This is a genomic window from Acinetobacter sp. EKM10A, assembly GCF_011075215.1.
Lineage (GTDB): Bacteria > Pseudomonadota > Gammaproteobacteria > Pseudomonadales > Moraxellaceae > Acinetobacter > Acinetobacter baumannii.
Map to the genome: position 1 here is coordinate 103,040 of NZ_JAALLK010000007.1, position 21,891 is coordinate 124,930.

Consider the following 21,891-nt stretch of genomic DNA (forward strand, 5'->3'; position numbering starts at 1 on the left):
TTTATTTCCCCACTACCTGAATAACGATCAAGATCATCAATAACACCACTACACCGAGTGACATGCTTGATGCGTATTCACGCAATGAACCTGTTTGACGTGAGCTTGTGAAACTGTTTCCGCCTTTAACAAGCGCAGGAAGAACAAGCCATAAGCTGTCAATCGGATCACGACCAAATAGTTTGGCGAAGAATAAATAAGGTTTAACAAAAACGATGTCATACAACGCATCGAAACCAAATGCAGTACGACAAATATGAGCTAAGCCAGCACCAAGACTTGTTTTTGCAAACGACTTCACTGCACCGTAAGCAAATGCAAATAGACCAATACCAACAGCTAAACCAACAAGCGCGATACCTACTGCTAAATGCTCTGCCCCATGCATGCCTTCAACAAATTGTTCAGCAACATGGAATTCAGGAATTTTTGCCGTATTCAAAATATTTGCCACCGGAGCTTTTAATGCAGCACCAACAAAAGTAGACAATACAGCTAAAATACCTAATGGAGCCCAGTAAGTAGCACCTTTAATCTCATGGTAATGTGTATTTTCTTTACCGAAGAATACAACCCAGATTAAACGGAAGGTATAGATTGAAGTCAGGAATGCACCTGCTACACCAGCCCAATATAAGCTGTTATATAAAGCAATCGATTGACCTTGTACCCAAACCTCACCGAGAATCGCGTCTTTAGAGAAGAAGCCGATAGTTAAGAATGGGATAGCCGCTAATGCACCGCCACCAATCGCAAAACATGCAAATAGGAATTTGTTTTTGTAGAACAAACCACCCATTTTGAAAATATTTTGTTCGTGATGGTAAGCAAGAATAACTGCACCAGAAGACAAGAATAATAATGCTTTGAAGAATGCGTGAGCCAACATGTGGAACAAGCCAGCTTGATACGCTTCAGCACCTACAGCCATAAACATATAACCAAGCTGACTCATAGTTGAGTAAGCTAAAATACGTTTGATGTCTGTTTGTACGAGAGCAGCAAAGCCTGCAACTAATAAAGTTACAGCACCTGTTACCGAAATGAATTGCATCACTTCAGGCGCAAGTTCAAATACGCTGAATAGACGGCAGCACAAGTACACACCAGCTGTTACCATTGTTGCTGCGTGGATTAATGCAGAAACAGGTGTAGGACCTGCCATCGCATCTGCTAACCATGTTTGCAATGGAATTTGTGCAGATTTACCAGCAGCACCCAAGAACAACATTAATGCAGTCCAGATGGTAAGTGACGAACTCTTCGTCATTACTTCTGCTGCGTGTTCAACGATATACTGAGTATTAAGCGTACCAAATTGTTGGTAAAGCAAGAATAAAGCGATAAGTAAGAATACGTCACCTACACGGGTAACTGTAAATGCTTTGATCGCTGCCCAACCATTTGCAGGATTTGCATAATAGAAACCAATCAGCAAGTAAGAGCATAGACCTACGCCTTCCCAACCTAAGAATAACAACGCTAAGTTGTCACCCAACACAAGCAAAAGCATGCTTGCAACGAACAGGTTGAAATAAGAGAAGAAGCGCGCATACCCTTCTTCACCACGCATATACCATGATGCAAAGATGTGGATTAGGAAACCAACACCCGTGATCATGCTCATCATGAGTAAAGATAAGCCATCTAAATGTAAGCTAATGCCAGGCGCGAAACCACCAACATTGAACCATGTCCAAAGATTTTGAACAAAAACTTGCTGGCCGCTACTGGTAAATGCCATACCAGCAATCAATGCAAATAATGCAGATAAACCTACAGAACCTACACCAATAATTGCTGCAACATTTTCAGAGAGCTTATCACGCCCAGCCGCCAATAAAATAAAACCGATTAGCGGAAATAATACTGTTAGATATAAATAACTCATCCGCGCATCTCACTAGCAGCATCCACATCCAAATGATGGAAGCGATGATAGAACTGAAGGACAATCGCAAGACCGATACACGCCTCTGCAGCAGCAAGGGTTAAAATCAGAATAAACATGACTTGTCCATCTGGTTGTGCCCATACGCTACCCGCAAGAACGAATGCTAACGCTGCAGCATTCATCATGATCTCAAGGCTCATTAACATAAATAAAAGGTTGCGTCGCACCATTACACCGTAAAAACCGAGTGCAAAAAGAATGGTTGCAACAATCAAACCATGTTCTAAAGGGATCTGGCCCATTATTCTTTTTCCTCTTCTGCACCTGGTTCACGTTTACCTAAGTGGTATGCTGCAACAAGGGCTGCTAGCAATAACATGGCGGCAACTTCAACCAACAATAAATAGTGTGTAAAGAGCGCTTGACCAACAACTTTTGGTCCAATTACTTGTGCTCCAAGTGGTGCAGAGATGGTTGTATATTCACCACCGAGCATCCAAACTAAAAGTAAGCCAAGTAAAAAGCTCATGAGTGCTGGATATGCCCAAGCATCTGAAGAAAGCCATTTACGCTCTTGTTCAACTGTGTGTTGCCCTAAGTTAAGCATCATCACAACGAATACGAACAAGACCATAATCGCACCAGCATAAACAATGATTTCGAGGGCGCCGGCAAACGGCGCACCTACGATCATGAAAATACCAGCAACAGCAAGCAATGAAACAATCAGACTAAGCAATGCATGTACAGGGTTCGTGTTAGTCACTACACGAACCGTAGAAACGATGGCCACGAGCGCCATCAAATAAAACGGCCACATCATGGTAATAGACTCCGTACATCGATTGGTGCACTTTCTTTTTGTGCTTGACCTTTCTCTTTACCGTTAATTGCCATACCAGTTACACGGTAGAAGTTGTAGTCTGGGTATTTACCTGGACCTGAAATGAGCAAGTTTTCTTTCTCATATACGAGGTCTTGACGTACGTATTCGCCCAACTCGAAATCTGGAGTTAGCTGAATCGCTGTAGTTGGACATGCTTCTTCGCACATACCGCAGAAGATACAACGAGAGAAGTTGATACGGAAAAATTCCGGATACCAACGTCCGTCTTCTTTTTCAGCTTTTTGCAGTGAAATACAGCCAACCGGACATGCAACCGCACAAAGGTTACATGCCACACAACGCTCTTCCCCATCTGGGTCACGTGTCAAGATAATACGACCACGATAGCGAGGTGGTACAATTTCCTCTGCTGGTACTTCTGGATAAAGAATTGTGTCACGTTTACGGAAACCATGGGTAAATACCATGAATAACGTCCGAACGATTGACCCAACTCCAGCTAGAATTTTATACATTTTGTACTCCCTGCTGTCTTAGGCCTGATTCATCAGAATCACAGCACCAGTTACCAATAGGTTAACCAACGCCAGCGGCAAACAAATTTTCCAACCGAAGTTCATGACTTGGTCGTAACGTGGACGCATTAAAGAACCACGTGCCAATACAAACATCATTACGAAGAATGCTGTTTTAATCACAAACCAGAACACTGGTGGAACAAATGGAATTTCTAAATTGAATGGAGCTAACCAGCCACCAAAGAATAAAGTCACGATCAATGCAGAGATAAGTACAACGTTTACATATTCAGCAACGAAGAACATACCCCATTTCATACCGCCATATTCAACATGGTAACCTTCGGCCAATTCTTGTTCTGCTTCAGGTTGGTCAAATGGGTGACGGTGAGTTACCGCAACACCTGCAACAACGAAAATCAAGAAACCTAAGAACTGTGGAATGATGAACCAAACATCACGTTGAGCTTCAACAATTTCACGAAGGTTAAATGAACCAGCGATTGCAACCACACCCATTAGCGAGATACCCAAGAACACTTCATAAGAAATTGTTTGAGCAGCTGAACGCAAACCACCGAGTAATGAATATTTGTTATTTGATGACCAACCACCGAATAACACTGCATAAACCGCAATACCAGCCATTGCCATAAAGAACAACAAACCGATGCTCATGTCCGCAACACCCAATGCAGGGCTTACAGGAATAACCATGAACGAAAGCACCGCAGTTGCCATCGCAACTGCCGGAGCTAAACGGAAAGTTAATTTATCAGCAAATTTTGGTGTCCAGTCTTCTTTGAACATGATCTTAAGCATGTCGGCAACGATCTGGAACATACCACCAGGACCAACACGGTTTGGACCATAACGGTCTTGCCACCAAGCAAGCAAACGACGCTCAATGAAAGACATCAACGCTGCAACAAGAACAACAACAAGCAAAATCACAACTGCTTGAACAACAGCGTAAGCAATTGGCCAGTTCTCAGCCCAAAGTGGCGTTTGACGTATAATTTCTTGATTCATGAATTACACTCCTAATGCCACTGAAACAGGTTCAGCTAAAGATACTGTCGGAGCTAAACCAACTGGGTAACCAATATAACCTGTAGGTAAATATTCGATTACTTGTACAGGTAAGCTCACAGTTGTTTCGCCTGCTTTTACTGTAATACGTTGGCCTTCTTGTAGATTCAAACGTGTTGCGTCTTGTTCGCCCACAGCAAACACAGCTTCAGGAATACGAGTTTCCATTGCAGGTGTTTTAATTGTGAATTCACCAGAACCAAAGATATGGTGCATTGGTACAAGACGGAAGCTTTCAGGATTTGCAACTACAGCTGTTGGAGCAACATAGCTACGTGCTGGACGTTTTGCTAAACGGTCGAATAAACGAACGCCTGAATCACCACCTTTTAAGTGACCACCCACTTCATCTTGGTATTTGTTCCAAGATTGTGGAGAGTTCCAACCTGGCACCCACGCAAATGGTACAAGAGAAGAAGCTTTTTGCGGACCTACATAACCTTCCATAGAGAATGTTAATGCTGAGTCTGGATCTGTCGGTTGTTTAGGTTCATGAACCGATAAAGGCGCACGCATTGCTGTACGACCAGAATAACGACGTGGTTCACGAGCAATTTTCAAACCATGTACACGGTAGCCAGCGTCTGGCGCAACGTCTTGAATTGCTTCAAGTACCGGAACGTTCTTCACGATTGTTTCGATTACGTCGTCAAGTACTGTCCAATCAATTGGCTTGCCTTTAAGGCCAGTTTCAATGGCATGCAACCAACGCCAAGATTCTTTAATCGCGTATTCAGGTTTGTAGTAGCTTGGATCGTAAACTTGGTAGAAGCGTTGTGCACGTCCTTCTTGGCTTACGACAGTGCCATCACCTTCGGCAAAGCTTGCTGCTGAAAGTACAATATCAGCCTGTTTCACAGTTTCAGTTTCACTGTGGTCAAGCACGATTACTGTTTCAGCTTTATCAAGTGCTGCTTTAACTTGAGCGGCCGGTAAACGACGGAATAAGTCATTTTCAACAATAACAAGTGTGTCGTAGTCTTGAGCAAATGCTTGTTCAAGGCTTAAGCCACCAAATAATGCCAAGCCCATAGAGTTCACTTCAGGAACAACAAGGCTTAAACCAGCTTTTGAGCCAAGGTTTTGCGTTAACTCTGCTGCCGCTTCCATAATTGAAGCATCTTGCAAGCTCGTACCCGCAATAATTAACGGTTTGTTTGCTGCTTTTAAAGTGTCGGCAATAGTTTGAGCAAATGCTTTTGCATCTTCATCTAAACCATTAACTGTTTCACCTTTAACTGCCGCAGCAACTGCAAAACCTAAACGCGCAATATCATTTGGAGATGCAACAACTTCACCTGTCGCAACATCTGCAAGACGAGTTTGAGTTGCAGCCAAGATATAGATCGGAGATTTCGCTTCCTGACCAATACGTTGTACAGGCTCAGCCAACCAGTCCGGTGTACGTGTTTTTGCAGCCATTTCGCGAGCTTTGTTTTTTGCAGCTTGACGAACTGACAATGCCATACGTGGAGCAGTTTGAGTTAAATCTTCACCCAAAATTAGTACTGCATCGTAGCTTTCAATTTCACGCATGTTCGGGTTGTAAATACCCTCTGTTTGCATGATTGAAGCAGCAAGTTCAACGAGGCTTTGCTCTTTTTGTGCAACACCTGTTGAGTAGTTTGCTTGGCCCACTAGTTCACGCAATGCGTAATTTGATTCTAAGCTTGCACGTGGCGAACCGATACCTAGAACTTTTTTACCTTCAAGTTTCGCAATTGTTTGGTCCAACGCTTGGTCAACAGAAACAGTAGCTACTGTTTCGCCATTACGGAACTGAGGTTGACGTGGACGATCTGCACGGTTTACATAACCTGTGCCAAAACGGCCTTTGTCACAAAGGAAGTATTGGTTAACCGAACCATTGAAACGGTTTTCTACACGACGGATTTCGCCATAACGCTCACCCGGAGAGATGTTACAACCTGAAGAACAGCCATGACACACGCTTGGTGCATATTGCATATCCCATTTACGGTTATAGCGCTCTGAATGAGTCTTATCGGTAAATACACCAGTTGGACATACTTCAGTCAAGTTACCAGAGAATTCAGACTCTAAAGTACCTGATTCTGGACGACCAAAGTAAACACGTGATGCATTGGCATATACACCAAAGTCTGTACCGCCTGCATAATCTTTGTAGTAACGAACACAACGATAACAAGCAATACAACGGTTCATTTCATGTGCAATGAATGAGCCTAGTTCTTGGTTGTAATGTGTACGCTTAGTAAAACGATAGCGACGACGGTCGTGACCTGTCATTACAGTCATATCTTGTAAATGACAGTGACCACCCTCTTCACACACTGGACAGTCGTGTGGGTGATTGGTCATTAAGAACTCAACAATAGATTCACGGAAATCTACTGCTTCTTTGTCTTCAATCGAAATATAGGTATTGTCAGATGCTGGTGTCATACATGACATCACAAGACGTCCGCGCGTATCTTCAGGATTTGCATACTGAGTTACGGCACATTGACGACATGAACCAACAGAACCTAAGGATGGGTGCCAACAAAAATACGGAATATCAATGCCAAGGGATAAACATGCTTGTAGCAAGTTTTCTGATCCATTGACTTCGTACGATTTTCCATCGACATGAATTGTAGCCATAGTCGAATCCCTTAAGCTTGTTCTACGTTGCTAGTTTGCACGACAGGACGATCAGTCACTTTCGCTTCAAACTCGCTACGGAAATGTTTGAGTGCGCCCATAAGCGGCTCCATCGCACCTGGTGCGTGAGCACAGAAAGTTTTACCAATCCACAATTTACGAGTAAGTTCTTGTAAGTGGTCGATATCTTCTTTCTTACCTTCACCTGTCTCAAGTGCTTTAAGCGCTTTAACAGCCCATGGCAAACCATCACGGCAAGGTGTACACCAGCCACATGATTCACGCGCAAAGAATTCTTCCAGATTACGGGTCAACGACACCATACATTGGGTCTCGTCTACCACCATTAATAAACATGTTCCTAAACGAGAACCTGCTTTCATAATGGTTTCAGCATCCATTGGTAAATCAATGGTATCCGCCGGTAAAAAGTCAGTAGACGCACCGCCTGGTAACCATGCTTTAAGCTTCAAGCCATCACGCATACCACCAGCATGTTCTTCGATTACTTCACGTGCAGTCGTACCAAATGGTAGTTCCCAAAGACCAGGGAATTTTACTTTACCTGATGCACCATAAATCTTTGTGCCCGGATCTTTTGATTTACCTGCTGATAAACCGATATACCATTCTGGACCACGAAGCATGATTGCTGGCAAGTTGTTATAAGTCTCAACGTTGTTCACAATCGTTGGGCGACCCCATGCACCGGCAACTTGCGGGAACGGTGGTTTAGTACGTGGGTTAGCACGGCGACCTTCAAGTGAGTTAATCAATGCAGTTTCTTCACCACAAATATAACGACCTGCACCAGTGTGCACGTGTAACTCAAAGTTCCAGCCAGAACCTAAAATGTTGTCACCTAAGTAACCTTTAGCGCGGATTTGCTCAAGCGCTTCATTTAGGTATTGTGCAGCCTCAATATATTCACCACGAATAAAGATATAACCCTGAGTTGCTTCTAGGGTATAACCTGCAATCAACATACCTTCGATCAATTGGTGAGGAAGTTTTTCCATCAACAAACGGTCTTTAAAGGTACCTGGTTCCATCTCATCGGCGTTACAGATCAAGTAACGTGGACCACCATCATTTGGCGCCATAAGAGACCATTTGATCCCTGCAGGGAAGCCTGCACCACCACGACCTTTTACAGTTGCAGCTTTAATGACTTCAAGCACTTCAGCAGGTTTCATACCTAATGCTTTTTTAAAGCCGGCATAACCTTCAAGTGCTTCGTAATCGTCAGCACTACGTACCGATTCTTGTTTGCTTAAACGCCAAGTCAGTGGATGAGTTTCCGGATTACCGTCGCCATAAATTGGTTTTGGTTCAGTATTCATACATACTTCTCCAATAACTGTTTGATTGATGTCACTTCTACTAAACCGTGAGTATCTTCATCAATCATTAACGTTGGGCCTTTGTCACAGTTGCCTAGACAGCAAATTGGAAGCAGCGTAAAACGACCATCTTGTGTCGTTTGACCAAACTGAATACCTAATTCGCGCTGGAATGCTTCAGCAAGTGTTTCAGCACCCATCAAGAAGCAAGCAATTGAGTCACAAAGCAAAATTACGTGGCGACCTACAGGTTGGCGATAGATACGGTTGTAGAACGTTGCTACACCTTCCAAATCTGCAACACTAATCGTCAATAATTGTGCGATGGCGTTCATTTGAGCATCATCTACCCAGCCATTACGGCGCTGTACGCACTTTAATGCATCTAAAGAAGCTGCTCGTGGGTATGGATAGTGACCAATGTGATGTTCAATTTCGTGGATTTCTTCAGCAGTCAAAATCCCTTCAACATTCACACGTGGTTTTTTATCAGTCAGAATCATCATTTTGCGTTACCTCTTAGCGATCCACGTCAGCCATAACCACGTCAATGGTCGCCAGATAAATGATTAAGTCAGATACTAAACTGCCGTTAATCACTGAAGGAATTTGCTGTAAGTGAGTAAACGTCGGTGTACGGATACGAGTACGATAACTCATCGTTGCCTTATCCGAAGTCAAGTAATAAGTACTTGCACCTTTCACAACTTCAGTCATGAATGACGCTTCACCAGCAGGCATGACAGGACCCCATGACACGCTCAAGAAGTGCGTAATCAAAGTTTCAATATCTTGTAACGTCTTATCTTTTGGTGGTGGAACAGCCAATGGGTGATCCGCTTTATATGGACCAGAAGGCATGTTATCCAAACACTGTTTGATAATTTTGAGTGACTGTTCAATTTCACGGAAGTGAACAAGTACACGAGCGTACGCATCGCCTTCATACTCAACCGGAACTTCGAAGTCGAAGTTTTCATAGCCACTGTATGGACGATATTTACGAACGTCGAAATCAATACCTGTTGCACGTAAACCAGTACCGGTTACACCCCATGCAAGTGCAGATTTGGCATCGTATTGAGCAACATTACGTGTACGACCAATAAACACAGAGTTTTTAAATGCAGCTGTGTAGTATTCATTCAAACGTTTTGGCATCCAATCTAGCAACTCTTTAACAAGTTTTTGCCAGTTGTTTGGAAGGTCATGTGCTGTACCACCAATACGGAACCATGCCGGGTGCATACGGTAACCCGTAATTGCTTCAACGATGTCGTATACTTTTTGACGGTCTGCGAACATATAGAATACTGGTGTCATACCACCGGCATCCTGAATTGCCGTACCACAGTAAAGTAAATGGTTATTAATACGGAACAATTCGTTCAACATGACACGAATCACTTGTGCACGCTCAGGAACTTTGATTCCAGCAAGCTGTTCAACAGCCATGACATATGGCATGTTTTGCGCACAACCACCCAAGTAGTCAACACGGTCAGTATAAGGAATGAAAGAGTGCCATGTTTGACGCTCAGCCATCTTTTCCACACCGCGGTGGTGATAACCGATATCAGGAACACAGTCCTTCACTTCTTCACCGTCTAACTGCAATACAATACGGAATGCACCGTGCGCAGATGGATGGTTAGGACCCAAGTTCAAGAACATGAAGTCTTCGTCAGCGTTACCACGCTTAAGACCCCAGTCTTCTGGTACAAAGCGTAAGTGTTCCTGTTCGAAATCTTGCTTCGCTTTGTCTTGCATGTACGGCGTATATTCTGTCGCACGTGCTGAATATTCTTTACGAAGCGGGTGCCCTTCCCAATAAGTTGGTAACAAGATACGACGAAGCATTGGATGCCCTTCGAAATTGATACCGAACATATCGTAAGCTTCACGTTCATACCAGTTGGCATTTGGCCAGATATTTGTCGCTGTCGGGAGGTTAAGATCGTTTTCGTTCAAGGCAACCTTGATACGAATGTCACTATTACGCTCAAGCGATAATAAATGATAGAACACAGTGAAGTCAGATGCTGGCAAACCATCACGATGTTGACGTAAACGCTCATCCATCGCTGATAAGTCAAACAGCATTACATAAGGACGTTCCACTTTACGCAGGAACATGAGGACTTCTTGCACGCGTGCGCGCTCAACCCAGACTGTTGGAAACTCTTCAAAAGTCGCCTGCACATAAAAGTTCTCACCAAATTTGGTTTTGAGCTCTTCTACGATTGCAAATGCTGGGCGTGAATCAACTGGTGTTGATTCTGGCATAGCAATGTCAGTTTCAGCCATTGGCTTGGCTTCCTATTTAATACAAATTCTGTCAATTTTCTCGATGAACATATCGGTTAGATATGTCAAAACACCGTCAAAAAATTATTTAATCTCATCCATAGAGCGTAAGTTTTTAACGGCAATACGCTGCGCATTCTTACGATCACGTTCTGGCATCATCTTTGGCTTATACACTGGCTGAAGATCATCACCAATCACGGCAGAAAGCGGGCGTCGCTCTAATTGAATCTGGTCTTGTAAAAGCATTAATGCTTGGATTAATGCTTCAGGACGAGGCGGACAACCTGGGACGTACACGTCAACAGGAATAATTTTGTCTACACCTTGTACTACTGAATAGATGTCGTACATACCTCCAGAGTTTGCACAAGCACCCATTGAAATAACCCATTTAGGTTCTAACATTTGTTCATACAAACGTTGGATAACCGGAGCCATTTTTACAAAGCAGGTACCTGCAACAATCATCAAGTCAGCCTGACGAGGTGAAGCACGAATAACCTCTGCACCGAAACGGGACAAGTCATGCACGCCTGTTAAGGTCGTTGCATATTCAACGTAACAACATGATGTACCAAAGTTAAATGGCCACAAAGAGTTTTTACGTCCCCAGTTTACTGCTGTATGCAAGACATCCTCTAAACGAGTCATGAATACGTTTTTATTCACTTCCTCTTCAAGTGGATCAGTCACAATTTGACGATCTTGCAATGGATATTGATCAGCATCCGGATTCGCGCGGGTCAGAGTATATTTCATCCCGACTTACTCCTTTTCAGATGACAATGCAGGTGTAGTTTTTGACTTAACACGACCTGATGATTGGGCTGGAATCTGGCCTGTAGGGTCAGTTACGAGCTCTTCAATAGAGTTAAAGCGTGTAATTTCAGCAATGTTCATTGTTGGTGAACCGACTTTAATCTTCTCACCTGCTAATTTACGGCGATCTGCCGGTGCCCAACTTAAAGCACCTACAGAGAAGGCATAAACAAGCGCAATTAATAGGTCAACGACAAAGATTACGACAGTGGTATAACCCAACCATCCTACTTCACGCACCGAAGTAGACCATGCATAGAGGTAAAGTGCCTCTAAGTCGAAAACAACGAAGAAAATTGCAACTAGATAGAACTTTGCAGACAGGCGAATGCGAGCGCCACCAGCACTCACGACACCTGATTCAAACTGCTCTTGCTTAGCACGTCCCCACGATTTCCCCCCGAGGAGTAAGGGAACTGTGAGCATAAAGACGCAAAGAAATGTAACGCCGATCACGAAGGCGATAATCGCCCAGTCGTATGGAGTAATGGCACTCATGCGGGGATAACTCCTGGCAGGCCTATTATTTAACAAAGAATGTATGTATTGGCCTTCAAATACACCAAACACAAAATTAATCCCGCCAATTGTACCTGATTTCTAATTTCCCTTGCTAGTTGAAGCGTCTTAGTCTTTTGGATGATTTTCCAATCAAAAGTAATCATCTATGTCTTGTAGAGGGGGTTTCACCGCTTATAATCGGTTTATTTGATAGTTTTCGCACTTGTAATGATTTTTTTCATTTTCTGATTTTTAATATTATTTGCACAATTGCTCAATCGGTCAAATTAAACACCTTACTTTTTTATAATATTAATCGGTTTTTTATTGTATTCATCTTCCCCTCTGAATTATGATGAATGTTTAATCATGCATTAATATTTTATTACTCTTGGATAAGAGTGTTTATCATTAAGGGCAGCTGATGCCATACTCACTTCGTGAATTTTCATTTTCTACCTCCCTGAAATTTTTTCTCTTATTTACCATCATTATTACGCTATGTTGCTTTATTGGAATTGCATCTCGCCCTCTTAGTTTTCTTGCTTTTTTCTGGCCTGCTAATTCGGTATTTCTAGGCCTATTGCTTCGTTTTCCACAAACTCGCCAAATAGGTAGTTTTGCTGGTGCTTTTACCGGTTACATGATTGCCGATTTAGTTAATGGCACACCTCTTTTTCTCACCCTTATTTTAACGATATCCAACTACCTGTATGTAGTAACGACTTTAGCACTCGCAATATTGTTTAATCGCCATATAAAAGCAGCTTATCAAGGCTATTCTTATTTACTCTTATTCGCACTATGCGGGATTGGCAGCATAACCGGTGCTTTGTTTGCAGCAACTTTTGTGCCTATGTTTAACACCAAATTTATGATTGGTAGTTTTTGGGCCGAATTTGGTTATTGGGTTACATCAGAGCTTCAAAATGCCTTATTGTTGTTGCCCATTATTTTAAACATCCCCCCTTACCTTAAAATAAAAAACCACCTTAAGGGTAATCATATATATATCAAAGCGATTGATTTTTTGCCTTTATTCGCTGTTTTAATTTCGATAGGAGTGAGTTATTACGACTCGGGTCCAGGTTCCCTACTCTACCCCATCGCCGCATTAATCTGGTGCGCTATCCGCTATAAACCCATTATTGTTGCTCTCATTACATCCTTTACCAGTGCATATATTATTTATCATGTCTCAGGGCATTATTTATTACTGTATCCGCAAGACTATTTAGGCAATACCATTTCTATACGTATAGGGCTGATCATGATGACGGTTGCGCCACTTACCGTTTCCAGTATTAGCGCACTCCATTCTGAATTAATTCAGAAGTTACAACATGCAATTGCCCATGATGAACTCACCTCAAGTTTAACTCGACGCCAATTTTTACAGTCAGTCCGCCTACTCCAAGAAAAAGTACAAAAGGAAAATAAGACCTCTGCATTTTTTATGTTGGACGTCGATCATTTTAAAAAAGTGAATGATAGTTATGGCCACTTAATTGGGGATAGAGCCTTACAGACCTGTGTAACGACCATACAAAATATTTTACATCCTCATGACTTACTAGGACGTTTTGGTGGAGAAGAATTCGCAATTTTTATTCCGGATACCACCAGAGAGGCTGCCTTTGAACTCGCGGAAAGAATACGCATTCAAATTAGTCAGCAACCGATTTATGTATATGGCAAATTACCCATCTTTGTGCAGGTAAGTATTGGTATTAGCTTATATTCTCCAAGCTATCACCGCCCTATTGAAAGTTTGTTTAAAGAAGCAGACGATGCACTCTATCAAGCAAAGCGCCAAGGGCGTAATAGAGTTTTTATTTCTTTGTAATATTTCCAAGTCATCATCTAGTGTAATGAATTTTATACAATATCTTCTGTTTTGCCATGTATGCTAATAACAGATAATAAGGAGAAAAATGCATGAATCTAGAATATACGCATAAACCAGACTATTACTTGTTTGCACAATTACTGGTGCGACATATAGAAAGCTATATTCATAAACACCCAGATGCAGATAATGCCATTTTTGACTTGCGAGATGTCTATGAAATTTTTAGGCAAGATTTCGCATCAACTACAACAAACCTAGAAGGCATTTTACATATTGCAGACTCATATAGAGTTGAGACTTTGGATGGGGATCAGCCTCTTATTCAAAAATATCAAATTGATGCTAAAAATAATTCGCTCTTGATTGACTTTAATACAGATGCACTTAATAGCCTGAGAAGCGGCAAACCTATTTTGGAACCTGATGCAACTCAGTTATAAATGAACCAATAAAAAAAGCACCTTATGCAGGTGCTTTTTTATTGGTCTTTAATGGCGGTTGTTTAAAGCGATGTGCTGGCCAAGTCATAATAAAGCGTGCGCCTCCCAAACTTGGACTTTCATCTACCTTAATTTCCCCACCAAACCAGTAAGCAATACGACTTACGATAGAGAGACCCAAACCATAACCGCCAGATGCGCGTGTACGACTGTCATCTAAACGGGCAAAGGCTTCGAATACACGTTTGCGGTCTTGCTCAGGAATACCCGGTCCGTCGTCTTCGACACAGACAAAAGCCATGCCATCACTATGAATACCGCCCGTAATCCGAACTTTGTTATCACAATAACGAACAGCATTACCTACCAGATTTTGTACAACACGGTGAAGGTAACGACGCTCTGCATCTACTTTCACATATAAAGGCGGTGGAATAAGTTCAATTTCTTTCTGTGTTTTTAAAGCCTCAGTTTCAACTGCAACCTGATCCAACACTTCAAAAAGTACAATTTCTGCAAAGTCTAATGAAGGTGTACCCTGCTCTAGTTTTGCATAAGTCATAATTTCATCAATTAAGGTATTGAGTGCTTCAATATCTTTATCAATCATGTCGACCTGATGCATACGATGATTGTAATCATCTTCTTCGGCTAACATTTCTGTACCAAAGCGAATACGTGCCACAGGCGTTCTCAGCTCATGAGATACCGCTCTCATTAACTCACGTTGAGCCTCAATCAAACGCTGAATATGGTCAGACATATTGTTATAACTTGAAGCCAAGTTTGCCATTTCATCGCTTCCTTCAATAGGAACACGCAGTGACAAATCACCCGATTTCATACGGTTTAATGCATAACGCACCTGTCGGATTTTGCGCTCTAACGGCAAAATCAAACCGTAAACACCTAGACTTAATAAGAATAAGCTAAATAAAGTAATACCCGCCGAAAGCTGTAAAGGCATCCAGTTAAACATTGGAACCGGACCCAGCACTAACACCTGCGCAGGATGATTCGGTATTGGAGACACAATCGAAATGGTTGTACCGCGCACTGTTGCGCTATCTTTGTACAACATAACACTTTGGTCTTGGCGCAAACGTCCAATCTGTTCAGAGTCCAGATTTACATCTTGAATGTTTTGAATATTGATCGGATATGAGAAATGCTTTTGAATCTTGGCAAGATATTCTTGTTCCTGCCCCGGATAAAACATTAAATAGTCGAGCACAAAAATAGGAAGAGCCTTCATTTGGCGTTCAGTGATTTTGTCGACTTTTATAGATAGGTAATGTTGTGGGTCGTCACGTAAGCCAATAATGACATATGCAATGCTATTGCTTGCATCGTAACGAACTACAGATTTTTGTGCTTCAATCCGCTTTTTCTCGGTACGAGACAGCTCAACCTTACTTGCATCGGTATAATAAATTGGAAGTTCGAGCAAATCAGATGCGTCAGAAATCCAATCTATTTTTTGCTGCTTCCCAGGTTGTCGAGCGACTCCTTCACTAATGACATAAGAAATACCATCAGTTAAAGATTCTCGGTATTCTTGTGCGCGTTGGTAGTTGATAATTTGTACCAGTAAATACCCAAAAACAGCCACCAAAACAACAAGAATTACCAGCCCCGCATATATTCGCAGGAATATACTGTGTTTAAACACTCGACCAACCTTATAGGAAGTTTAATCAGATTTTACAATCCATTGGTTTCTTTAACAAACAAGTAACCTTTACTACGTACAGTTTTAATACGTTTTGGATTTTCAGGATCATCGCCAATTTTTGGACGAATACGTGAAATACGTACGTCAATTGAACGGTCTTGACCATCGTATTCGATACCACGTAAACGTTCGAAGATATCTTCACGCGATAAAATACGGCCAGCGTTTGATGCAAGCAACCATAACAAGTCATATTCAGCACTTGTAAAGTCAACAAGCTCACCGTTCAACGTTACCGAACGGCCACCATTGTCGATGACAAGGTCGTCAAACTCAATACGTTGAGCAACTTCATCTTCAACAGTTTTATCTGTACGGCGTAACAAAGCACGAATACGCGCTAATAATACACGTGGTTGAACTGGTTTCGCGACATAATCGTCTGCACCCATTTCCAGACCAAGTACCTGATCCATATCTTCAGTACGTGCAGTCAACATTAAGATTGGTTGATGATAGTGTGGGCGAACTTCACGACAAACGGTTAAACCATCTGCACCCGGCAACATGACATCCAAGACCACAAGATCCGGTTGCTCACTAATAATACGACGAATTGCACGGTTACCATCGGTTTCTACACCAACTTCCAAACCGTTACGGATTAAATATTCTTGAGTTAATCGCGCTAAACGCTCGTCGTCTTCAACGATCAGAATCTTTGGTAACTTTTCTTCTTGGCTCATATCATTGCCCCTATAAATCTCATTACATGTATCTTAAAAATCTTGCAGATACATTCGTTTATCATTTGCAATATACACACGTTTACATTGTAAACAAGTAGGCGTTCACCAAACTGATACATGACAACCATGTTTTGTTGCATTTTATTAATCTTTGAATTTTCAGGTATTTTTATTATCTGTTTATTGTTCTTAAATGTCATAATCTATTCATATTTCCTATGTATGAATATTAAACAAATTATTTCTTCACTAAATTTAAATTCACTCAAGTGTTTGTTTTTTGAGTTATCCACAAAGTTATCTATAAGTGTTTTTTCACAGCTTTGGTATGCTATCTCCCGACAAATCATACAGATAAAAAATTACTAAAAAGTCAAGATTGATCTACCGTAAAAAATCCCGTATCTTGTGTTGAAAATAAACTTTAACTACTAAGTCTTGTGTTTATCCCTCAAATATCGTGGCATGTTTTTTGCTCGGTTCAAACGGTCTATGAACATAACAAAAGTGACAATGGAGCTATGCTGGCATGAGCGTAATTACTTCGACTCCCGGTCAAATTCAGGTGATTAAACGCACCGGAGATGTTGCTGCATTTGATGCAGAGAAAATTTCTGTTGCGATTGGTAAAGCTTTTCTTGCTGTGGAAGGTCAACAAAGTGCGGATTCGAGCCGTATTCACGACCGTATTACCCAACTGACGGAAATGGTACTGAACACTTTCACTCGCCGTTTACCTTCTGGCGGTACCATTCATATTGAAGAGATTCAAGATCAAGTTGAACTTGCACTGATGCGTACTGGGGAGCACAAAGTCGCTCGTGCTTACGTTATCTATCGCGATCAACGCGCAAGTGCCCGTAAAGACACAAATTCTAATCATCACCCTACCTTGCAAGTTACCGATGCAAACGGTCAGCTTCAACCACTTGATTTAAGTGCACTGCAAGCAACTGTAAATCGAGCTGCTGAAGGCTTAGAAGGTATTGATGTTCAAGCAATTATCGATGAAACCGTTAAAAACTTATATAACGGCGTAAAAGAAAGTGATATTGCTACCACCATGATGATGGCAACACGTACACGTATTGAACAAGAACCTAACTATACATACGTAACTGCACGTTTGCTTCGTGATGAGTTGGTAAGCACTGGCTTAGCATTCTTAGGTTTACCAGCCGATACAGCTGAAAACAATGCACTTGAAGCATTCTTGAAAAAAGGTGTAGAGCTTGATTTGCTTTCACCGGACTTGCTTAAGTTCGATCTAGAAAAACTAGCAGCAGCGATTCAACCGGAACGTTCTAACCAGTTTACCTATTTAGGTTTACAGACTCTATTTGACCGTTACTTCATCCATTCAAATGGCGTTCGCTTCGAATTACCACAATTATTCTTCATGCGTGTGTCAATGGGTCTTGCACTTAATGAGCAAGACAAAGAAGAGCGTGCAATCGAGTTCTATAACTTGTTGTCTAGCTTTGACTACATGGCCTCTACGCCTACTCTGTTTAACTCAGGTACATTACGTCCACAGCTTTCAAGCTGTTACTTAACAACGATTGGCGATGACCTTTATGATATTTATGGTGCAATGCGTGACAACGCGATGCTCTCTAAATGGGCAGGTGGTTTAGGTAATGACTGGACACCTGTACGTGCCTTGAACTCTTATATTAAAGGTACAAACGGTAAATCTCAGGGTGTTGTTCCGTTCCTTAAAGTTGCGAACGATACAGCCGTTGCGGTAAACCAAGGTGGTAAGCGTAAAGGTGCGGTATGTGCGTACTTAGAAACTTGGCACTTAGACATCGAAGAATTCTTAGAACTTCGTAAAAACACGGGTGATGACCGTCGTCGTACTCACGACATGAACACTGCAAACTGGGTTCCTGACCTATTTATGCAACGTGTGTTTGAAGATGGCGAATGGACACTATTCACTCCATCTGAAACTCCAGACCTACACGATTTAACTGGTGCTGAGTTTGCTGAACGCTATGCATACTATGAGTCTGTTGCAAAAGAACAGAACATGTTGCACAAGAAAGTACGTGCGAAAGACTTATGGCGCAAAATGCTTTCTATGTTGTTCGAAACTGGTCACCCTTGGATCACGTTTAAAGATGTTTGTAACTTACGTTCACCACAACAACATGTTGGCGTAGTTCACTCATCTAACCTATGTACTGAAATTACGTTAAACACCAACCAAGACGAAATTGCGGTATGTAACTTAGGTTCGATCAACCTTGTTCAACACGTTAAAGGCGGCGTATTAGACCGTGAGAAGTTAGCGCGCACTGTTAAAACAGCAGTTCGTATGCTCGATAACGTTATCGACATTAACTACTACGCTGTACCACAAGCGAAGAACTCTAACTTGAAACACCGCCCTGTTGGTATGGGTATCATGGGCTTCCAAGATGCGCTTTACGAAATGGGTATGGCTTACGGTTCTGATGAAGCTGTGAACTTTGCTGACGAGTCAATGGAAGTGATTAGCTATTATGCAATCCAAACTTCAAGTGACTTGGCTGTTGAACGTGGTGCTTACTCAACATTTAAGGGTTCATTGTGGGATCAAGGCATCCTTCCAATCGACTCTTTAGAAATTGTTGCGAAATCTCGTCCAGAACGTATGTTTGAAGTTGACCGTACTCAACGTTTAGATTGGGACAGTTTACGTGCCAAAGTTCAAAAAGACGGTATGCGTAACTCAAACGTAATGGCGATTGCTCCAACTGCAACCATTTCGAACATTTGCGGTGTTTCTCAGTCTATTGAGCCAACATTCCAAAACTTATATGTGAAATCTAACTTGTCTGGTGAGTTCACTGTAATTAACCCTTACCTTGTTCGCGCATTAAAAGAACGTGGTCTTTGGGACACAGTGATGGTTAATGACCTCAAACACTTTGAAGGTTCAGTACAAAAAATTGCTCGTATTCCTGAAGAATTAAAAGCAATCTTTGCAACTGCGTTTGAAGTTGAGCCACGCTGGATTGTTGATGCTGCATCACGCCGTCAAAAATGGATTGATCAAGCACAATCTCTTAACCTTTACATCTCTGGTGCAAACGGTAAGAAACTTGACATCACTTATAAGATGGCATGGTTACGTGGTCTTAAGACGACTTATTACCTCCGTGCGTTAGGCGCAACATCTGCTGAAAAATCTACAATTAATACAGGTGCGTTAAACGCGGTTAAACCTGCAACTGTAGAAGCAGTACCTGCGGCAGCTCCAGTCGTAGAGGCGAAGAAGCCTGAAGCAGTTGAAGAAGACGGCTTCACTCAAGCAGCTCCGGTTCCTATGGCTTGTTCAATCGATAACCCAGATTGCGAAGCTTGCCAATAACATTCAATAAAGTTGCTCTTTAACACAAAAGAGCAACTTTAAACGAGGTAAAGATTATGTTTTTTCATCTCAGCCATAACTATATGCTTGGTGTTGGAATCTTAATCTTTGCCTTTATTTTCTTTTATACGCCTATGGTTTACGCCTTTTTTAAAATCCGTAAACAACAGCGTAAGCAAAATAAGTTGTAGGGATAATGGACCAAAGGCCCAAAATTTGGTCATACATCAATAAAACTTAATTTTGTTTACACATTATGAGCGTATAGTAGTGACATCTTCGTTTTGAGATGTCGAACATAGATATATACAACGAAGAGAGAACAACAATGTCTATCCTTAGTTGGGACGATTTTGAAGATGATTCGCAAAAACCGGCTGCACCTGAACACAAGTCTGCGCCCGTCAACCCGGAAAAAACGCCTGATTCGCAGAATGTATCTGCTGCGCAGCCATCATCGCAGAGCGTGGCAGCTCCACAATCCACTGGAACCCATTCCGTGCGATCAACAAATCCAACCGATTCAATGGCTCGAGCATCTGAAGCCTTAGAACATTTGGATGTTGCTCCTGGCCTTGAAGAGTTAGAAATGGGCGCGCAACGCGTTCAGGTTGACGACAAAGCCATGATTAACTGTCGCGCCGACTTGAACCAGCTTGTTCCATTTAAATATGAGTGGGCTTGGCAAAAATATCTAGATGGTTGTGCAAACCACTGGATGCCTCAAGAAGTGAACATGAACCACGATATCGCACTTTGGAAGTCTGAAAATGGCTTAACTGAAGATGAGCGTACGATCGTTATGCGTTCTTTAGGTTTCTTCTCGACTGCAGACTCTTTGGTTGCGAACAACCTCGTATTGGCAATTTACCGTCACATCACGAACCCTGAATGCCGTCAGTACATTTTGCGTCAAGCATTTGAAGAAGCAATTCACACTCACGCTTACCAATACTGTATCGAATCTTTAGGTATGGACGAAGGCGAAGTCTTCAACATGTACCGCGAGATTCCATCGGTTGCGCGTAAAGCAGCTTGGGGCTTGAAGTACACTCAATCGTTAAGTGACCCTACTTTCCACACAGGTACGCCTGAAAACGACCAACGTTTACTTCGTAACTTGATCGCGTTCTACTGTGTTCTTGAAGGGATCTTCTTCTACTGTGGCTTTACTCAAATTTTGAGTATGGGTCGCCGTAACAAGATGAATGGTGTTGCTGAGCAGTTCCAATACATTTTGCGTGATGAGTCTATGCACTTGAACTTTGGTATCGACATGATTAACCAAATCAAGATTGAGAACCCTCACCTTTGGACTGCCGAGTTCCAACAAGAAGTAATTCAAATGATTCTTGAAGGTACAATGCTTGAAATCGAATATGCACGTGACACAATGCCACGTGGTGTATTGGGTATGAATGCAAGCATGATGGAAGAATATTTGAAATTCATCTGTAACCGTCGTTTATCTCAGTTAGGTTTACCAGAGCAATTTGCTGGTGTAACTAACCCATTTGCGTGGATGTCGGAGATGATGGACTTACGTAAAGAGAAGAACTTCTTTGAAACTCGCGTAACTGACTACCAAACTGGTGGTGCGTTAAGCTGGTAAGTTTTACTGCTTTCCCAAAAAGCCGCTCATCTAGAGTGGCTTTTTTATTACCAGAATTATTTAGGCTCAGCTCAAGCCTCATTTATTTATTCTTTATTCAATAAATATTTAATAATTTATATAAGGCTGTTCTGAACTTAATCCTATATAAGTTATATTCTTTTAATTTAAAAATAAATAATATAAAAATCTAAATAATTTATAAAAACAATTTAAAATACCAAAATAAAAATTATTGTTTTAAAAAGAA

The 21,891-nt window shown here is 41.8% G+C and carries 19 protein-coding genes; 5 read left to right on the forward strand and 14 right to left on the reverse strand.

The features are described 5' to 3' along the window. Window position 1 precedes the first annotated feature (1 nt). From nuoL to ndhC, 11 genes are all read right to left on the reverse strand, one after another. On the reverse strand, window positions 2-1,891 hold the full coding sequence (gene nuoL / locus G9371_RS11110; protein ID WP_029423897.1) for an NADH-quinone oxidoreductase subunit L: 1,890 nt from the start codon (window positions 1,889-1,891) through the stop codon (window positions 2-4). Beyond that, window positions 1,888-2,196: an NADH-quinone oxidoreductase subunit NuoK gene (gene nuoK / locus G9371_RS11115; protein WP_000529822.1), complete on the reverse strand. Its 309-nt coding sequence runs from the start codon at window positions 2,194-2,196 to the stop codon at window positions 1,888-1,890. Before nuoK ends, nuoL begins: the two co-directional genes overlap by 4 nt. Further along, window positions 2,196-2,714: an NADH-quinone oxidoreductase subunit J gene (gene nuoJ / locus G9371_RS11120; RefSeq protein ID WP_014205902.1), complete on the reverse strand. Its 519-nt coding sequence runs from the start codon at window positions 2,712-2,714 to the stop codon at window positions 2,196-2,198. The genes nuoK and nuoJ overlap by 1 nt, the downstream gene beginning before the upstream one ends. Further along, complete coding sequence (gene nuoI, locus G9371_RS11125; RefSeq protein ID WP_000276693.1) at window positions 2,714-3,256, reverse strand: NADH-quinone oxidoreductase subunit NuoI; 543 nt, start codon at window positions 3,254-3,256, stop codon at window positions 2,714-2,716. Before nuoI ends, nuoJ begins: the two co-directional genes overlap by 1 nt. 18 nt (window positions 3,257-3,274) lie before the next feature. Continuing rightward, a complete protein-coding gene (nuoH, locus tag G9371_RS11130; RefSeq protein WP_001070989.1) occupies window positions 3,275-4,291 on the reverse strand; it encodes an NADH-quinone oxidoreductase subunit NuoH in 1,017 nt (338 codons plus the stop codon). 3 nt (window positions 4,292-4,294) lie between these two features. After that, complete coding sequence (nuoG, locus tag G9371_RS11135; protein ID WP_029423898.1) at window positions 4,295-6,979, reverse strand: NADH-quinone oxidoreductase subunit NuoG; 2,685 nt, start codon at window positions 6,977-6,979, stop codon at window positions 4,295-4,297. 11 nt (window positions 6,980-6,990) lie between these two features. Further along, on the reverse strand, window positions 6,991-8,322 hold the full coding sequence (nuoF, locus tag G9371_RS11140; RefSeq protein ID WP_001091095.1) for an NADH-quinone oxidoreductase subunit NuoF: 1,332 nt from the start codon (window positions 8,320-8,322) through the stop codon (window positions 6,991-6,993). Next, window positions 8,319-8,828 carry an NADH-quinone oxidoreductase subunit NuoE gene (gene nuoE, locus G9371_RS11145; RefSeq protein ID WP_000973142.1) on the reverse strand — a complete coding sequence of 170 codons (510 nt, stop codon included), beginning with the start codon at window positions 8,826-8,828 and terminating at the stop codon, window positions 8,319-8,321. The genes nuoF and nuoE overlap by 4 nt, the downstream gene beginning before the upstream one ends. Window positions 8,829-8,841: 13 nt before the next feature. Continuing rightward, window positions 8,842-10,629 carry an NADH-quinone oxidoreductase subunit C/D gene (nuoC, locus tag G9371_RS11150; protein ID WP_000852150.1) on the reverse strand — a complete coding sequence of 596 codons (1,788 nt, stop codon included), beginning with the start codon at window positions 10,627-10,629 and terminating at the stop codon, window positions 8,842-8,844. Window positions 10,630-10,713: 84 nt separating this feature from the next. Next, window positions 10,714-11,391 carry a NuoB/complex I 20 kDa subunit family protein gene (locus G9371_RS11155; protein WP_000878003.1) on the reverse strand — a complete coding sequence of 226 codons (678 nt, stop codon included), beginning with the start codon at window positions 11,389-11,391 and terminating at the stop codon, window positions 10,714-10,716. A 6-nt stretch (window positions 11,392-11,397) separates the two neighbouring features. Then, window positions 11,398-11,949, reverse strand: a complete 552-nt coding sequence (ndhC, locus tag G9371_RS11160; protein WP_001274550.1) for an NADH-quinone oxidoreductase subunit A — start codon at window positions 11,947-11,949, stop codon at window positions 11,398-11,400. A gap of 427 nt (window positions 11,950-12,376) precedes the next feature. Here ndhC and G9371_RS11165 point away from each other — a divergent pair, with 427 nt between their 5' ends. Next, window positions 12,377-13,798: a sensor domain-containing diguanylate cyclase gene (locus tag G9371_RS11165; protein ID WP_032050017.1), complete on the forward strand. Its 1,422-nt coding sequence runs from the start codon at window positions 12,377-12,379 to the stop codon at window positions 13,796-13,798. A 92-nt stretch (window positions 13,799-13,890) separates the two neighbouring features. After that, window positions 13,891-14,244, forward strand: coding sequence for a hypothetical protein (locus G9371_RS11170; protein WP_001047853.1), 354 nt, complete (start codon window positions 13,891-13,893; stop codon window positions 14,242-14,244). A 22-nt stretch (window positions 14,245-14,266) separates the two neighbouring features. Here G9371_RS11170 and bfmS read toward each other — a convergent pair whose 3' ends face one another. Genes bfmS through G9371_RS11185 form a run of 3 tightly spaced genes read right to left on the reverse strand, consistent with a single transcriptional unit; the run spans window position 14,267 to window position 16,868 of the window. After that, window positions 14,267-15,916: a sensor histidine kinase BfmS gene (gene bfmS, locus G9371_RS11175; RefSeq protein ID WP_000472466.1), complete on the reverse strand. Its 1,650-nt coding sequence runs from the start codon at window positions 15,914-15,916 to the stop codon at window positions 14,267-14,269. Window positions 15,917-15,948: 32 nt separating this feature from the next. After that, entirely contained in the window at window positions 15,949-16,665 is a 717-nt protein-coding gene (bfmR, locus tag G9371_RS11180) for a response regulator transcription factor BfmR (RefSeq protein WP_000076440.1), read from the reverse strand. Then, complete coding sequence (locus G9371_RS11185; protein WP_000143214.1) at window positions 16,662-16,868, reverse strand: hypothetical protein; 207 nt, start codon at window positions 16,866-16,868, stop codon at window positions 16,662-16,664. Before G9371_RS11185 ends, bfmR begins: the two co-directional genes overlap by 4 nt. Before the next feature lie 329 nt (window positions 16,869-17,197). Between G9371_RS11185 and G9371_RS11190 the strand changes: the two genes are divergently transcribed. The 3 genes from G9371_RS11190 (at window position 17,198) to G9371_RS11200 (ending at window position 21,641) form a co-directional block, all read left to right on the forward strand. Further along, a complete protein-coding gene (locus G9371_RS11190; protein WP_029423900.1) occupies window positions 17,198-20,029 on the forward strand; it encodes a ribonucleoside-diphosphate reductase subunit alpha in 2,832 nt (943 codons plus the stop codon). 56 nt (window positions 20,030-20,085) lie between these two features. After that, a complete protein-coding gene (locus G9371_RS11195; RefSeq protein WP_000465010.1) occupies window positions 20,086-20,220 on the forward strand; it encodes a hypothetical protein in 135 nt (44 codons plus the stop codon). Between the two features lie 137 nt (window positions 20,221-20,357). Continuing rightward, on the forward strand, window positions 20,358-21,641 hold the full coding sequence (locus G9371_RS11200; RefSeq protein ID WP_000025827.1) for a ribonucleotide-diphosphate reductase subunit beta: 1,284 nt from the start codon (window positions 20,358-20,360) through the stop codon (window positions 21,639-21,641). Window positions 21,642-21,891: the final 250 nt, after the last annotated feature.

Bases quoted from the DNA above. Each gene is read 5' to 3' on its own strand.
- nuoL (WP_029423897.1), bottom strand. From the start codon at position 1,891: ATGAGTTATTTATATCTAACAGTATTATTTCCGCTAATCGGTTTTATT.
- nuoK (WP_000529822.1), bottom strand. From the start codon at position 2,196: ATGGGCCAGATCCCTTTAGAACATGGTTTGATTGTTGCAACCATTCTT.
- nuoJ (WP_014205902.1), bottom strand. From the start codon at position 2,714: ATGTGGCCGTTTTATTTGATGGCGCTCGTGGCCATCGTTTCTACGGTT.
- nuoI (WP_000276693.1), bottom strand. From the start codon at position 3,256: ATGTATAAAATTCTAGCTGGAGTTGGGTCAATCGTTCGGACGTTATTC.
- nuoH (WP_001070989.1), bottom strand. From the start codon at position 4,291: ATGAATCAAGAAATTATACGTCAAACGCCACTTTGGGCTGAGAACTGG.
- nuoG (WP_029423898.1), bottom strand. From the start codon at position 6,979: ATGGCTACAATTCATGTCGATGGAAAATCGTACGAAGTCAATGGATCA.
- nuoF (WP_001091095.1), bottom strand. From the start codon at position 8,322: ATGAATACTGAACCAAAACCAATTTATGGCGACGGTAATCCGGAAACT.
- nuoE (WP_000973142.1), bottom strand. From the start codon at position 8,828: ATGATGATTCTGACTGATAAAAAACCACGTGTGAATGTTGAAGGGATT.
- nuoC (WP_000852150.1), bottom strand. From the start codon at position 10,629: ATGGCTGAAACTGACATTGCTATGCCAGAATCAACACCAGTTGATTCA.
- G9371_RS11155 (WP_000878003.1), bottom strand. From the start codon at position 11,391: ATGAAATATACTCTGACCCGCGCGAATCCGGATGCTGATCAATATCCA.
- ndhC (WP_001274550.1), bottom strand. From the start codon at position 11,949: ATGAGTGCCATTACTCCATACGACTGGGCGATTATCGCCTTCGTGATC.
- G9371_RS11165 (WP_032050017.1), top strand. From the start codon at position 12,377: ATGCCATACTCACTTCGTGAATTTTCATTTTCTACCTCCCTGAAATTT.
- G9371_RS11170 (WP_001047853.1), top strand. From the start codon at position 13,891: ATGAATCTAGAATATACGCATAAACCAGACTATTACTTGTTTGCACAA.
- bfmR (WP_000076440.1), bottom strand. From the start codon at position 16,665: ATGAGCCAAGAAGAAAAGTTACCAAAGATTCTGATCGTTGAAGACGAC.
- G9371_RS11185 (WP_000143214.1), bottom strand. From the start codon at position 16,868: ATGACATTTAAGAACAATAAACAGATAATAAAAATACCTGAAAATTCA.
- G9371_RS11190 (WP_029423900.1), top strand. From the start codon at position 17,198: ATGAGCGTAATTACTTCGACTCCCGGTCAAATTCAGGTGATTAAACGC.
- G9371_RS11195 (WP_000465010.1), top strand. From the start codon at position 20,086: ATGTTTTTTCATCTCAGCCATAACTATATGCTTGGTGTTGGAATCTTA.
- G9371_RS11200 (WP_000025827.1), top strand. From the start codon at position 20,358: ATGTCTATCCTTAGTTGGGACGATTTTGAAGATGATTCGCAAAAACCG.